The organism is Flectobacillus roseus, assembly GCF_030056595.1.
GTDB classification, from domain to species: Bacteria; Bacteroidota; Bacteroidia; order Cytophagales; family Spirosomataceae; genus Flectobacillus; species Flectobacillus roseus.
The window spans coordinates 515,139-530,401 of record NZ_JASHIF010000007.1 but is presented as its reverse complement, the minus strand read 5'-3'; the positions used below and the strand labels follow the sequence as shown (position 1 = coordinate 530,401).

At 37.5% G+C, this 15,263-nt stretch carries 11 protein-coding genes and 1 tRNA gene; 2 read left to right on the top strand and 10 right to left on the bottom strand.

The features are described 5' to 3' along the window. Positions 1-546: 546 nt before the first annotated feature. From QM524_RS09095 to QM524_RS09075, 5 genes are all read right to left on the bottom strand, one after another. Positions 547-927, bottom strand: a complete 381-nt coding sequence (locus QM524_RS09095) for a hypothetical protein (protein WP_283344316.1) — start codon at positions 925-927, stop codon at positions 547-549. 2 nt (positions 928-929) lie between these two features. Then, positions 930-1,340: a hypothetical protein gene (locus QM524_RS09090; RefSeq protein WP_166579091.1), complete on the bottom strand. Its 411-nt coding sequence runs from the start codon at positions 1,338-1,340 to the stop codon at positions 930-932. Positions 1,341-1,596: 256 nt separating this feature from the next. Next, the gene (locus QM524_RS09085) at positions 1,597-2,004 is read right to left on the bottom strand and encodes a hypothetical protein (RefSeq protein WP_283344315.1); all 408 of its coding nucleotides are present in this window, start codon (positions 2,002-2,004) and stop codon (positions 1,597-1,599) included. Between the two features lie 319 nt (positions 2,005-2,323). Continuing rightward, positions 2,324-3,880, bottom strand: coding sequence for a L,D-transpeptidase scaffold domain-containing protein (locus QM524_RS09080; RefSeq protein WP_283344314.1), 1,557 nt, complete (start codon positions 3,878-3,880; stop codon positions 2,324-2,326). 220 nt (positions 3,881-4,100) lie between these two features. After that, positions 4,101-4,394, bottom strand: a complete 294-nt coding sequence (locus QM524_RS09075) for a thioredoxin family protein (RefSeq protein WP_095162096.1) — start codon at positions 4,392-4,394, stop codon at positions 4,101-4,103. 199 nt (positions 4,395-4,593) lie between these two features. On the opposite strand from QM524_RS09075, the gene QM524_RS09070 reads away from it, so the two are divergent. Continuing rightward, complete coding sequence (locus QM524_RS09070) at positions 4,594-5,439, top strand: universal stress protein (RefSeq protein ID WP_283344313.1); 846 nt, start codon at positions 4,594-4,596, stop codon at positions 5,437-5,439. 72 nt (positions 5,440-5,511) lie between these two features. Here the strand turns inward: QM524_RS09070 and QM524_RS09065 are convergent, their stop codons facing one another. From QM524_RS09065 to QM524_RS09055, 3 genes are all read right to left on the bottom strand, one after another. After that, positions 5,512-8,694 (bottom strand): response regulator, encoded by a 3,183-nt coding sequence (locus QM524_RS09065; protein WP_283344312.1) that lies wholly within the window; start codon positions 8,692-8,694, stop codon positions 5,512-5,514. A 238-nt stretch (positions 8,695-8,932) separates the two neighbouring features. Beyond that, positions 8,933-9,988 (bottom strand): arginyl-tRNA--protein arginylyltransferase, encoded by a 1,056-nt coding sequence (locus QM524_RS09060; RefSeq protein ID WP_283344311.1) that lies wholly within the window; start codon positions 9,986-9,988, stop codon positions 8,933-8,935. A gap of 129 nt (positions 9,989-10,117) precedes the next feature. Further along, positions 10,118-10,456, bottom strand: coding sequence for a HopJ type III effector protein (locus QM524_RS09055; RefSeq protein ID WP_283344310.1), 339 nt, complete (start codon positions 10,454-10,456; stop codon positions 10,118-10,120). 613 nt (positions 10,457-11,069) lie between these two features. On the opposite strand from QM524_RS09055, the gene QM524_RS09050 reads away from it, so the two are divergent. Next, a complete protein-coding gene (locus QM524_RS09050) occupies positions 11,070-13,649 on the top strand; it encodes a hypothetical protein (RefSeq protein WP_283344309.1) in 2,580 nt (859 codons plus the stop codon). 266 nt (positions 13,650-13,915) lie between these two features. On the opposite strand, the gene QM524_RS09045 is transcribed toward QM524_RS09050, so the two are convergent. Both QM524_RS09045 and QM524_RS09040 read right to left on the bottom strand, forming a co-directional pair. Next, positions 13,916-14,617: a LytR/AlgR family response regulator transcription factor gene (locus QM524_RS09045; protein ID WP_283344308.1), complete on the bottom strand. Its 702-nt coding sequence runs from the start codon at positions 14,615-14,617 to the stop codon at positions 13,916-13,918. Between the two features lie 381 nt (positions 14,618-14,998). Continuing rightward, positions 14,999-15,072 (bottom strand) — tRNA-Asp (locus QM524_RS09040). Between the last annotated feature and the right edge of the window lie 191 nt (positions 15,073-15,263).

Genomic DNA, 15,263 nt, shown 5'->3' with positions numbered 1-15,263 from the left:
GCAACTATTAAATCGTAAAAAGTACGAACTAAACGCTTATCCAGAACAGAATCTAAGGATAATTGAACCTCTGAAAGATAAAGATCAAGTTTATGAAGAAGTAAATGAGAGAGTCTTGACTTACTCGATTTTATGTCATTATTTTGTAGAAATGCTTTATGCATAGAAACCTCCTGTTTGTTTGTGTTTGTCGTGATTCACAAAGTAAACAAGGAGGTTTCTTTTTTAAAAGTCTTTACGAAAAATTCGGGATGACTCATGTTTTGATACTACCATAGCTAGATACTATTCGGCTTAGGACACAATCATTACGTCTCTACTGGTAAATAATTACTCATTCACCCAATCTCAATTCACTAAATTAAGCGTTTTTAAAGCTCTTTATACAAACAAAAATGGCTTCCTTTAAAGAAGGGAGCCATTCAAATCTATCTCTAAACCACTTGTTATTTCTCATTAAATAAGTTGTCAAGTTTTCGTCTTATCCGTATCATTACTTTTAATTACGAATCTGTTTTCGAACAGATAGACGATTAACTAATAACTTTATAGCACATTCGATAAAAACTGATACAATTGATGTTTGTGTAAAATAAAGTCTTTTTCGAGTGTTTGAAACGCTGAGCGACGACGCTCATGAATCATTTGTACCTGCTGGTCAAACAAAAACTGTTTGCCTTGAGCGTATTCGGCGAAGGATTTTTCTTGTGCCAAAATCGCAATAGCTAGGGCTTCTATTTCTGATTTGCTATGCTTGAATAACGCCAGAAAGTCTTCTGCCTTTGTGGTAATGTTTTCAGCCGTATTGTGTTGCAAAACATCATTGAGCAACTTGACAAAAAACTTTATTTCATCAGCATAGAAAGTCAAACTTTCTGCCCATTTGGTGTTTTCAAAATGACATAACTCAAATTTTAAAGTTTCCATAGCTAGTTCATGATGTCGGTCATAAATTCATAAAATGAGTGCTTACTTGTATGAAAATCTTTTTCGATAGCCCTAAAGCGAACTCGTAAGTTGCGGTGCTTTAGATAATGTTCTTCGCCTAGTTGAAAGTCCTTCTGTTGAGTTTCCAATCCAAAAAGAAATTCTTCATGTTCGATGGCTTTGAGCAAGGCTTGAGTCTCTACCCTTTCTTGCGCAAATTGTTCCTCCAAAGCAATCCATTCATTTTGTAATGTTCTTGATAGGTTCAATTCTCGCAAATGTTCCATCCAAGTTTCGAAGTACTGAATTTCGTCACGGATAAAGCTCAAATTAGATAACCATTGCTGGTTTTCTCTGTGATAAAGTTCAAACTTTAACGAACTTGTTTTTGGCTCAAATAGAACATTTTCCATAGCGTTTGTCATTTTTGATATGTCAAAGTTCCTGCATTTTAGGAACCTATCATAGAACATTCGTCATAAGTAATACTGATAAAAGTCAAAGTGAAAAAAGCAGTTTGTGGGATTTTTGGAGAAAACTCCAACAATGGCGGAGAACCTAAAAAAACGGTTTCCTCAACCAAGAAAACCGTTCGCCATCCCAAACTAACAAGTAATAATATTTTGTAAGAAATGTGCTTTTTTTACTGCACAAAACGAACAGTTGGTTTTACAACGATTTACACAAAAATCTGTACAAACGATGTTTTATATCATAGAAAGCCTTTTCAGCTTTTTGGAAATTCTCACGGATAACAATATGACGATTATAGATTTCTTCACCCAGTAAAAAGTCTTTACCCATGGCGTCATCATCAAATCCCCATTCTTCTTCAATGATTGACTGATTGACAGTATCGATATCGCCAGCAAGACTGTCTAATTCACGATTGAAAATAAAGGTTTCATTTTGTACCTCATGCGAAGTATTTTTCTTGTTAACATTCGCAATAAGCCCTTTTAGATATTTAATTTCTTCTTTGAAAAAATCCAAAGATTTGAGCCATTCGCTGTTTTCACGGTGATAGAATTGATACTTAAATGAACGATCAACTTCCAGGTTTTCGATAGTACTCATGATGATAAAGGTTTTGTTTTGTTATAGAAAAAATAAAAAAGACTTGGTCGGTTTTATACTAAGAATGTAATCTGACTTGCTTGATTAGCAATTGATTACAGTACAAATTTGGTTTATTGTACATCCCTAAACTAAGAGTAAAGTCATTAGGATATATGATTTTTGTTGGAAAGAGTTGAGCACTTAGGCAAGGCGATACTAATGATTTTCAATGTCGGATATTGGATGTTGGATTTCGGATATATATCCTCCTTTTTGTAAGAAACAAAATTCCGCAATCAGAAATCTTCAATCTGCAATTGTGATGATTCCTATTCCCCTATTTTAAAATATCCTTTTTATAGATATCCTCATAAATCACCAAACTGCCAAAATCGTCAACGTCGGCAGTGATATAGGTGATAAATACTTTTACTGGGTTCTCTAAACCAAAGCTTGTGGGACTCAAATGTGGCTCAAAGCGCTTTTTGACAAACTCATCTACCAGATTTCTATCTTGAAAAATCATGGTTGCTAATTCATAAGGTTTTTCAAGACGAATACAGGCATTGCTCAGATAGCGCTTATTTTTACTAAACAAATCTTTACGATTGGTATCATGCAAATACAGCGCATACGGACTCTCAAAGTCAAATTTGAGTAATCCTAATGAATTATCACAGCCAGCTACCTGACGGACATTGTAAGGAAAATAGTCTTTCGATACAGTGCTCCAATCAATACTATTGGCCTCTAGCACAAACCCTTTTTCATCTATTAATTGATAGCCATTGTTCTCAAAAAAACTAGGTTCCTTTTGCTGCACAGGCAATAGCTCGTTGATGGCTACATTTTTAGGAACTTCGTAGTAAGGGAAAAAGGTAATCTTATTGATTTCAGAACAAAGCGTTGGCGTTGGGGTAATTGGTTTGCCGACAATCGTTTTCATGCGCATCACCAAGCTGTCTCGATCATAGAGCGCCAAAGTAGCAGAAGGAATATTGATTTGGATATATCGTTGATTATCAAGGCAGTTGATTACTCGCCAACGATTGAGATTAAGAATGAGCTGCGCACGTAGTTTGACTAAAGGAATCGCCAATTTTGACAATGTGATTGGACCAAGAATACCGTCTGGTACAATATTATATAATGACTGAAAGCCTTTCAGCGCATTCGTAATCATCCCTTCTTTGAGAATACTAGCGTCGGTTATTGTAGGCAAAAAGCCTAGAAAATAGAGCTTTTTGATGAGCTCTTTGTTTTCTAATAGTGTCGCGGCCTGACTGACAAGAGGTTCTTGAAAGCTTTCATTTTCAACAAAAGTATTCAAGCGAGTCAAAAGGTTTTGCGTTGCCTGATAGCCCAAAGATTGCGGTTGCAAAAAAGAGATCACATCCTTGACACTTCCTTTAGCGTAGGTGTTGAGGAGCATCGCAGTAGGGTTGAGACAATGATTATTATATCCCAAACCGTTGTAGGACCAATCTACCGACGTAATGCCGTTGGCAATATCTTTATAAAACTCCATGATGGAGTGTGTCATGATAAGCTCATACTCTAACGTCGGAAGATGCTTAGTGGATAAATAACTATAATGATATTTGGTACGATTGAGTCCATAGTCAGAAGCGTGTTCGAGTACATCAAGATACTCTTTTTTATAATCTGATGTACCTTCTAGCCAAATCGTTTTGTAAGCTAAATTTTGGTAAAATGCTACTACGTCGGCAGGATTTTCTATTTGTAATTCTTTAGCGTAAGCTTGGTCAGAATGCAATTTTTGAATAAAGGATTTTAAATCTTCTTGTGTTTGAGCAATAGAAGTATTGCTCCATGTCACTCCAATAATGAGACAAAGTGTTAATAGTTTTTGAAGGTAAAATTGCGATTTCATGCTGTTTATTGATTTAGGTTAGGCAAAGGATAAATGCTTGGAAATGCCTTTTGTACCAAGCCTTTCAATCAAGGGGGTATTACTAAAAATAGCGATAGTTGTAGAAGGGTCTCGGCAGGTTTGCCTAAGGACAATGTGCTTAATGGTAGAAGTGCAAGTCGTTTGTTGATAATTGTTCAAATGCTACAGGCCTTTTGTCTATCAGGACAAAAGGCCTGTATTATATGAATGCTTCACGATTGATGGGTTCAATCAAGGCTAGATTGTTTTTCAGTAAATCGATATTTGCATTTCCAACATGACGCCAACACTCCTTCCCATTGTATAAAATTAAATAGGTCGGCAATTGAGTCACCTTGAAAGTTTTGGCTACCTCTGGGTTGTTTTTTACACTAACCGCAAGGTAGCTTGCAATAGCTGGATTGTTTTTTTTGAGTCTCTCAAAAACCTCCAACTCTTCCTTATGAGTTTCGTAGAACAACATAAGGACTGGTGTTTGTGTGTGACTTGCCATAAATATTTCAAATTTTATCCCCTGTTTTGATAGCAAATATTCAAGAAGAAATAGCCCAATAGAATGAGTTTAAAGGGTACAAATAATGACTTTAATCAGTAGCTGAGTTACTGATAAAGGTCACAAAATCAGCTAACTGAACTCATATAAGTTATAGCAGTTTTGAAGGAGATTTGTGCTCAACAAAACAGATAAAGCTATGAAAACTATCTTGTTGCCAACAGATTTTAGTCTCAATGCCAAGCATGCTGCCGACTTTGCGGTATCGCTGGCGGGGCTTATCGATGCAAAGATTATCTTGTTACATGCTTACGAATCGCCTGTTTCTACGACTCCCTTTGTACTGCCTTTGCCTCAGCAAGGTTTGATGCAAGAAGCGCTAGAAGAAACACGTACTTTGTTGGCACAAACCAAGGACGATATGCTGGCAAAATATGGAGATGTGCTAGCCAATAAGCTTGAAACAAAATTGGTTTTTGGCAATCCTGTTGACAATATTTTGGAGGCGGCAGCCGAAGTTCGAGCAGATTTTTTGGTAATAGGAAGTTTAGGAGAAGGAGGTGTATTGGCCAATCTGTTTGGGTCAACAGCATTGAGTATTGCCCAGAAAAGTAAGATTCCTGTGTGGGTTATCCCGCAACAATCTACGATTCAGACCATTAAAGAAGTGATATATGCCAGTGATTTAGAAGGAGATGAAGTGGGCTGTATCAACAAAATTATCAACATTGGAGCGCTATTGGGAATAGATCATACCAAATTGGTTCATGTAAAAGAATACTTGAGTCCAGAGATATTCCCGTCAAGTGAAATCATCGATTTGTTGGAAGAGGAATTCGGAGGCGAAAAAATCATTTTCCGCAATTTATATCGAGACGACACCATTGTAGGTATCGACAAATACATTCGAAATCAGAAGCCAGATGCCGTGATTTTGGCACAACGCCCAAAAGGTTTTGTCGAAAAACTTTTCCACGAAAGCATTATCAAGCACTTGACGCTCAGTTCGCAAATTCCATTGTTGGTGTTACAAAAGAAATATTGATTACAAAATAAAGTTGAGGTTTAAGGTTGACGAAATTTTCGTCAACCTTATTTGTTTTATGGGGATAGAAAGCTACATCTCCTTCGCAATAATCCCTCTCGTAATAAGAACTTCTTGCTCTAACTCCTTGATTAATTGCTCAAAATAATCATGGTCAAATTCTTCTCGTTTCTCTAGTTTTTCGGCTAAATGGGCTAACTCATCAAACCCACTCGATAAGGCAGTTCCCTTGAGTTTGTGTGCTAGGGACTTGATACCATTGAGATTTTGCTTGGCAAATAATTCATGTAACTCTACCAAAAACTCTTGTAATTGTCTATCAGCTATTTCGAGTAATTGACTCATAAAGGTAGTATCGTTACCTAGTCTATGAGACAAATCCTCTTTATTGAAGTGTATTTTTTCATTGGTAGAAGATACACGATCTTCTACAACCGTTATTGGTGCCAAGTGGGGTTCAAGATTGAGCCATTCTTGAAGGGCTTTTTCCAAAGCTCCTTTCACAATGGGTTTGGTGATATAATCATTCATTCCTGCCTCCAAACATTTATCTCGCTCTCCTTTCACTGTTCCTGCAGTTAAGGCGATAATTGGTGTTTTCGTTTTGCCATTTTCATGCTCACGAATCAAACGGGTTGCTTCGTAACCACTCATAATAGGCATTTGAACATCCATTAAGATAATATCCACCCAGTTGAGCTTAAATAAATCTACGGCAACTTTACCATTTTCTGCCTCTAAAAGTTTGGCTTGTGGCAAAAGACCTTTTACAATCGTTCGGGCAAGCATCATGTTTACTGGGTTGTCTTCCACAATCATGATATTGACTTTTTCTGCACTCAGCCATTGTGGAGCTTCTAGTATTAGATTCTCTCCTGCATGAAGCGAATCCAACTGTGACAGGGCATTAAATAACGTATTTAACCCAATTGGTTTCATTAATCTTTGCTTCACCGAATAGGTTCGGCATGCATCAATGATTTCTTGATTGTCGGATGAACTGCATAACAAAAGAATATCTTGTTTATCTGCGGTATAGTCAGGTAGTTTTCGTATGTGTTTGATACTTTCGAGACCATCCATGTATGGCATGTGGTAGTCCATCAACACCAAATCATATTGACGGCCTTCCTTCATAAAATCTAAGGCCTGAATGCCATTTTCCGCTTCATCAGAGGCAATAGATTTAATCGCCAACATTTCTTTCAAAATATGTCGGTTATTGGCATTGTCATCTACGATTAATACCTTTTGTAATTTTTCCAAATTATCCCATTGCAATGGGTCGCCTTCTTCGGCTTTAACAGTGATTTCGAAATAAAACGTGCTACTGAGACCTTTTTTACTCTTGAGTTGAAGGGTACTTTTCATCAAGCCCAAAAGTTTGTTTGAAATAGTCAAGCCTAAGCCTGTACCACCAAACCTCCGTGTTGTGGATTCGTCTTCCTGTGAAAAAGCATTAAAAATCTTAGCCTGATTGGCCTCGTCAATCCCGATACCTGTATCTCTTACCGAAAATTTCAAATGCCATTCTCCTTCGTTGTAGCTCTGAGAGGCCTCAATCTTCAACTCTACTTCTCCTTGCGCTGTAAACTTTACGGCATTGCCCAATAGGTTGACCAAAATTTGTCTTAAACGAACAGGGTCTGTCCAGACAAACCTAGGGATATCATGAGAAATATTAAGAAGAACTTCTAGTTTTTTGCTATCTGCCTGAAACGCTATCATGCTGATAATCTGATTGCCTAAGTCGAAAATGTCTGTTTTTTCAATGGATAGCTCCAATTTACCAGCTTCTATTTTCGAGAAATCCAGAATGTCGTTGATAATATCCAATAACGAATGTGCCGATTGTGAAACCGTCGACATATACTTACGTTGAGTTTCCTCAAGTTTGGTTTTCATCAACAAGTCTGTAAACCCAATGATACCATTCAGGGGAGTTCTGATTTCGTGACTCATATTGGCCAAAAACTCAGATTTTGCTCTCGCTCCTTGTTCGGCTAATTCTTTGGAGTTACGTAATGAAAAGGCAAAGCGATATGTTAAAATAAGATTTTGGAAAAAGATAAATCCTAGATATCCCATCGAGAAATAAATAGGATAGTAGTTTATGATTTGATAATGTCCTAAAATACTCAAGCTGATAGCTAGTCCGAAGAAAACCATACTCAACATCGCATAAATGGTGCCTTGGCGTTTGTTGATATAAGCCCTTATGACCGTAAGGAAATTATATCCAACAAAAACTAATACTAGATAATAGAAAAGGTTAGCGCTATAAGTAAACACATGAACAGGAGCGGCAAGCATCATAATGAAAAATGCCAAGCTTACTCCTGCCATAAAATAGATAAAAAGGCCGTCGGTTTCGTATGGATAAAGTTTTCTTAAAAATAAACTGTAAATGAATATGCTCAGAAACATAGCACCATATTCGAGATGGATGGTCAGGTGCCAGTCAAGACTAGGAAATAAATAATGAAAAAAATAGAGATTGTCTACGCCAATTACTCGGTATACAAAAAGCAAACAGAATATGCCAAAATAGAGTACTTCCTTTTCGTGTTGTCCCATCAGATACAATCCAAAAAACAGCAGACCGCCCATCACCAAAATCCCTGTGAGCAACATATCAGATGCTAATTCTAGCTCACGCTCGTGGTATACACGACTAGGCGCTCCTATTTTAATGGGGCGAGAGGCTCCACCTTTATAATGATCAAAGTTAGCGATTTGGATGACCAAGTCTAGGGTATCTTTTTGTACAGCAAATGACTGAACCTGAGGAAGCCATTGAGGCTTATAATGATCCTTATCTTTGGCAACTATCCCATTGTGGGCTAGTTCTGTGTTATTGACCCAAAAACGATAACTGGTATATATGGAGGGTATAGAAAAGGCCAAAACTGGTGTCTTTTTTGCATCGATAAGCAATCTCAAATGATACGTTGCATAGCCGTAGGCCTTGGCAGTCTCTTTGAGTTGAGGGACTTTATTCCAAACTTTGGTGAAATGGATAAAGTAGTCGGGTTGATGTTGCTGAACTTGTTGAAGTGTAAAAAGTTTTTCCCAATAAAAGGCCCACTCTCCATCTAAAGAAATGGGAGCATGTTCCTCCAAATTTACACTTCTCAAATCTATTTGCCCCGAATTAGTAGCGTAAACTGTATCAAAAGTAGTCAGTAAACTTATGATAAGCACCAATCGTCTTAAGAGATGGATGTGCTTAGTTGTTCCACTCAAGAACCTCATAGTCGCTTGGTTAGATTGTTTTCTCGATGTCTTAAGGGATACGCTTTATAATGTAATTGTCAATCGATAGGTAAAAATGCTCCCTTAATTTCTGCAATTGTATTGTAAAATACGTCGTTTATCTGAAATAAGCTAATTATGTGCCAATAATTTCTCTTGGGCTAAAATTGGCTTTATAAATCTACAAGGATACTTTTTTAAAATATTGATGAAGGAATTGTATTGGGTTAAATATGATCTAGTCATCGACCTTGACTAGTGCTGTGGTCACTACTTGTGCCATGGCCTCAGCCGTATCGCAGCTAACAAGATGACGAAAAGGATGTAATAAATGTTCTCCGTAAAAATTATCATATTCGCTCTCATAGGTCATACCATACACACTATTGCAAAGCCAAAGTTGATAGTGTTTTTTGCGAATATCAAACAGTACAATAGGATTAATTTGATTGGGTTGTCTTTCAAAACATACCAACATGACAGGGTGGTCCAGCAAGCCTAAGCCATTAAGCGAAGGGACAAGATTAGCGTCAAAATACTCATAATGATATACTTTGCTAATTTGACCTGCGTTTTCAATCAGCATTTGTAGTTCAGTCAAACGTTCTTGAATTTCAATCAAGGGGGTATTGTCTGCAGAAAATGTTGACATAGGATACCACTGATTATCGCGAAAATCAAGAAATTCCATCGCAGATTTGGTAAGGTCAAGTTTGTAGTCAAATAAGCGATAACCTGGTGCAAAATAGCCTGGGTAAAAGAATGTTAGTCCACGCTCGATACAAAAATCCATTTTCAAAAACATCAAATACTTGCCTAGACTATGTTTTTTGTAATCAGGGTCATAAAAACAAGAAATACCCGCGCCGCTATCATGACCTAAGTCAAAAAAACCAGTAGCGATCAGTTTTTCTTTATCATAAACATTTACCTCGTAGGCATTGAAAATATCTCTTTGTGTATTGTTAAAAAGTAATTGATCCAGCGAATTGGAGGTTTCGAAGGTAATATGGCTACGATATTTATCAAATAAAGTTTCCTGAATGGGTTTGATTTGAGCAGGCTGTATTTCTACTTCAAATTTGCTGTTGAGCTTTTGGAGTTTACTTTTAGTAGTAGGAAATTCAGCTTCAAGAAGATTAATTCTAAGCCAAAGCGCACTGTAGAATACGTGGTTGAACTTGAGAAAGTTTGTCGTAAAAACACTTTGCCCCATTCTAAACCACCCGTCGGCCAAATATTGGTCAAGTTCGTGGGGATCGATAAACAAAGGATTTTCTAATTCTGCAAACATTTCTTATGGTCGTCGTTAATTCACAAATTTAAGGATTTTCGTCGAAAAGCACATGATGTATTTGGCTGTCGGCTACCAGCTTTGTGCTCATAGATGAAGCAGCGAAAGTCGCTATCCGACAGCTCTGAGTTATTGCAAGGCTTGTCCTTCAAACTCGATACCATCCCAACCGAACTCGATAAAATTACGGATATTCTGGTGGTCTGTACCTTCTGGATTTTGCAACACATCGTTACGATAAAAAGCGCCAAAACAAGCCAACGTTTCTTCTTTGCTCAAACCATTGAGCTTAGCAAATGAAAATACCTTGCATGAACCTGAGTTTTGACCTGCTTCATTAACGGTATTTCCATTACGAAATTTTGTTGGTTGAAATTGATAAGAGGCATCAATTACCGCAATCACTTCCTGAAACTCGATAGTCTCGGGATTAGTTTTTATTTTTTCAATGAAAGAATTAACTGACATATTTTAATCGTTTTTTGCCGTGAAGATAGATGATGTAAGCCAATAATTAGAAAATTGTTTGAAATAAAAGACGCTTCAGATGCTCCATTGATAGAAAATTGCTCAGATGAATCGCGTTGAATCTAGAAAAGTACTCAATGATGAATATAGACAAAAATCACTAATGCTAAGGTTTGATGTAGGGTAGCGGTAATTACGTATAGCTATAAAGGTTTTTAAATAAGCCAGATAACTACGGCACGAATATTGTATAGATAATCATGTTCTTTATTGGTATCAATGAAGAATATCTAGTGTAATCTTCCTTTATCCTTACATCAAATTTTGAAACTGTTCAGTAAACTTAACCGCACATTAATTTTACTGAGCTTATTGCTATTTACAGAAAGTTGTAAAAAACAATCAAAAATGGCAGTTGAATAAATAGATGTTCTAGTATCAAAACAAGAAAACACGAATCGCACTAAGTAGATATTGTTATTGGATTATCCAATTGTTTAGAATCTCTATCGCAATCATCTGCGCACTTTAGCCGCATAAGTATCCTTGTTTGGAACTATCTCGTAAAGGAAAATTCACATCCGTTTATTTTTTACCAAACACAATCTATACTATGTACATTTTGCCAAGAGTAGTATTATTCTGTGCTATTTTCAGCTGTATTGCTGGGATAGCGGCCGCCCAAGATGTTAGTATAAATATTTTGAATCAACCTGCTGCTGTAGCCAAAGGCTCTAGTACAGGGCGAGTCATAATTGATATTTGTAACAACGATGGTGGTATCCGAACGGCTGCGGCCAATAAGTTAAGACCCCTCATTAGCCTTCCAAGCTCACTGGTTGGGTCCTCGATCGTACCTGTGAATATCGTAGGTTGGACAGTACTTTCTAACGATGGGTCGAATATTCGTCTCGAAAATACGCTACCGATTGCCCCTGCAACATGTAGTCAAATTGAGATTGGTTATACTGGTGTCAACGTCGGTGGTCCGCTAACCATCACTGGTACACTAGGATTTAATGGTCCACAAACGACAGGTAATTTATCTGGTAATGACAACAGCACCACTTCGCTTACAGTATTTCTTGATACTGATAACGATGGAGTTGGAGATAGTATCGATTTGGATGATGATAACGATGGTATTTTGGATACTGTAGAAAATGCACAGGCCAATGTTGACACCGATGGAGATGGTGTTCCAAATCGTATCGACTTAGATAGTGATAACGATGGCATCAACGATGTAATTGAAGGTGGTGGTATCGATATTGATTTTGATGGAATTGCTGATGGTATCATTGGAGGAACAGGGATACCAGCGAGTGCTGGTGCTGGCTTGCTATTGTCCGACACCGATTTAGACACCCGCAAAAATCCCTATGACTTAGATAGCGATAACGATGGAATCAATGATATTATAGAAAGTGGCAATGCAGCATTGATTGATGCCAATGGCGACGGAATCGTTGATGGAACCGACAGTGACCTCGACGGTATAATGGGTAGCGCCGATGGAAGTGCCAACTGGGGCGATACTAGCGATCCTGTACCTCTCAATAGCGACAGCGCAACAGGAGCAGATTACCTCGACTTAGACAGCGATAATGATGGTATATCTGATTTGCTCGAAAGTGGCATTAGTAATCCTGCAACTCTGGATATAAATGGTGATGGCAAAATAGATAGTATCCTCGACCTCGATGCCGACGGAATTATTGCCTCCGTCGATGGTTCTACCAGTTATGGTGATGCCAATAGCCCAACTCCTCCAGACCTCAATAGCTCAGGTACACCAGACTACCGTGAATCTAATCCTGATATGGATGGTGATGGTGTTTCTAATTCTCAAGAAATAACAGATGGAACAAACTATACAGATGGCTGTAGCTACAATGCTACCAATCAAATATTAGCCAATACTTCCACATTATGGCGCACTGCCGACTGTGATGGAGATGGCGTAAACAATTACAAAGAGCTTACTGGTACAGATAATAATGCATTAACACCGCTCGACAATACCAATCCGAAAGATGGTTGTAGCTACAATAGTGTCGACCAAGTATATGCTTCCACCACATTGGCGTGGAAAGCTTTGGATTGTGATGGCGATGGACTTACCAACAAAGAAGAAATAGATCCCAACAACGACGGTATTCCAGACTTGACTACCACAGACCCCAAAAATCCAGATACTGATGGTGATACCTATAACGATAAAATAGATACTTGCCCATTGGTAGCAGGTATTGCACCAAGTGGTTGTCCTTTGGATACAGACAAAGATGGCTTGGCGGATGTAACAGATTTGGATGACGATAATGATGGTATTTTAGATACCGTTGAAAATGCCCAACTTAGTGCTGATACCGATGGAGATGGAACTCCCAATAGAATAGATTTGGATAGCGATAATGACGGTATCAGAGATGTGGCTGAAACTTTGGGCATAGATTTGAATGAGGACGGAATGGTTGATGGCCCCGTTAACCTACAGGGTGTACCGCTGGCAGCAGCAGCGGGTTTGGGACTTACACCTCCCGACACCGATCTTGATGGTAAGCCTAATCCTTATGACGTAGATAGTGATAATAATGGTATTTCGGACCTATTAGAGGCTGGTCTAAATCCGAACTGGGATTTGGACGAGGATGGCAAAATAGATTGTACTGGAAATTGTGATACCGATGGTGATGGTGTGCCAAATGTATCTGATGGTTCGTCGAGCGACTGGAAAGATGCGCCAATTCCAGATTTGACCCCAACTACCGAAATAAATAGCTTGGAATTCACAAGTGTTTCCAATGCAAGGGATATTGTGGTAAATGTTTTTGAAAAAAATAATGTCCAAAATGTATCAGGCAATATCACAGGATTTAGAATTACCAAAATCTCTGGGTTTGATATTACTTATTCTATCAACACAGGAACATCCAATGTGTTGGGAGGATCCACCAATAGTAACAGTGATTGGACATTTTCAGAAAACACAAACTTTATTACCGTAACGGCAAAACCAGGCGTTAGTATTCCTCAAAATAGTTTTAAGAAAATTGGGTTTACTGTCACTCGAAAAGGAGGTATTCCTTCCAATACTAGTCAAAACATCACAGTAACTATTCTGTATGGCTCGGGTGGAGAAGGTCGTGTAGATAACAATATTGTAGAAACTAAAATTACGGCTAATTAAGCCTTGACTTAAAGTGTTTATAATCAAATAATACATTTGTGAAATACTAAAAATGGTTAGGAGTACTTCGATTTGAAGGTATTCCTAACCATTTTTAAGTATTAACGATTAATATGCTCTAGCCTATAATCCGTAGGCCTTAGGCTAGCACGCTTTTATACTTTTAGCTTATGGTATTCGGCTCTCAGTTATGCGCTTTCGGTAAAAATATTTCCTATGAATTCACGGAAGCTTTTCTGCCTAAAGTATAATAACGCAATCGTAATTTATACAAATTGGGCTTTCACATTAAAAAGGAAGTTAATGGATTTTTGATAAGATTTTCCAATGGGAATATCTCTATCATGAACAAAAAAGCTTTTCGAATCCACAGCCGTTATTTTATAGATATTGATAAGATAAGCATCATGAACTCGTCTAAACACACCACTAGGCAGAATATTCATCAAGACATCGAGAGGCTCGTTAATAACCAGAACACCGTCTTTTGTATGTATTTTTGAATAGCTACCAAATGCAGAGAAATATTCAATTTCATTAAAGTTGAATTTTAGCATTTGAGCTTCAGCTCTTATGAAAGCATAGCTATCCTCTATACGTGTGTTTGAAAGAATAGGAGTGTATTGAGCTCTATTCAAAGCTCTCCATACACGCGCTTCGCTAGAAGGGTAAAGCATAAAGTCGACGATATTTTCATACTCATAAGCTATTGACGCCAATTCTTTGATTGGGCTAACTACCACAATCGGAATACTGGACGGCAACTGATAAATCAAAGATTGAATATCTTGATCTGGTTGTAAAGTAAGAAAAATCGCGTTGTACAATTCTTGTTGAAGGTACAATTGAGCTACTGCGATATTTGGCGCCATAACTACCTTTCCTGAGGTAAGTTCTTTGATTTTGTTCGCTAGGTCAAGTGACGACTCCTTGAGCGGGTTAATGAGGAGGTAAGCATTGTTATTCATAAATTACACAACTATAAAAGCATAGTGTACTGGCGGTACAAATTATGCCGAGATGAACTAAGATAAAATGGGTACATACTACCAACAAACGACAATAAGCGATTTATTGCGATTGTTTTATCAAATGAATCAATGTTGTGTAAAGTGAAATAGCAATGTCCTGATTGAAAGAGGGTATCAAAAGGACGTTTTATCTTGATGAAGTACAGGAATAAAAAGTGATGTTTACTGTATTGTGTAGACTAAAGTTATTAAAATCTAATTAGAAAAAAAAGAATAATAGAATAAAAATAAAGTACGTCGAATATAAGTGTTTATAGTTGAAAATATTCAATAAAAAGTAAAACAAAAAAAGCTCAGAAATTTCTTTCTGAGCTTTTGCGGTCTGGACGGGACTCGAACCCGCGACCCCATGCGTGACAGGCATGTATTCTAACCAACTGAACTACCAAACCGTTTTGTTGATGCAAAATTAGTACTTATTTCTTACAATGCAAACTCACTTCAAGCACTTTCTGAAAAGTTTTTTGTAATGGTTGCCATAACTGTCTCATTATCTGAATAAAATGAAGATGAAAAAATTTGAAATTTTTTGTAAAAAAAATCAAAGTGGGGCTAAATAAGCCTAAAATGCACCTTTTTAGTC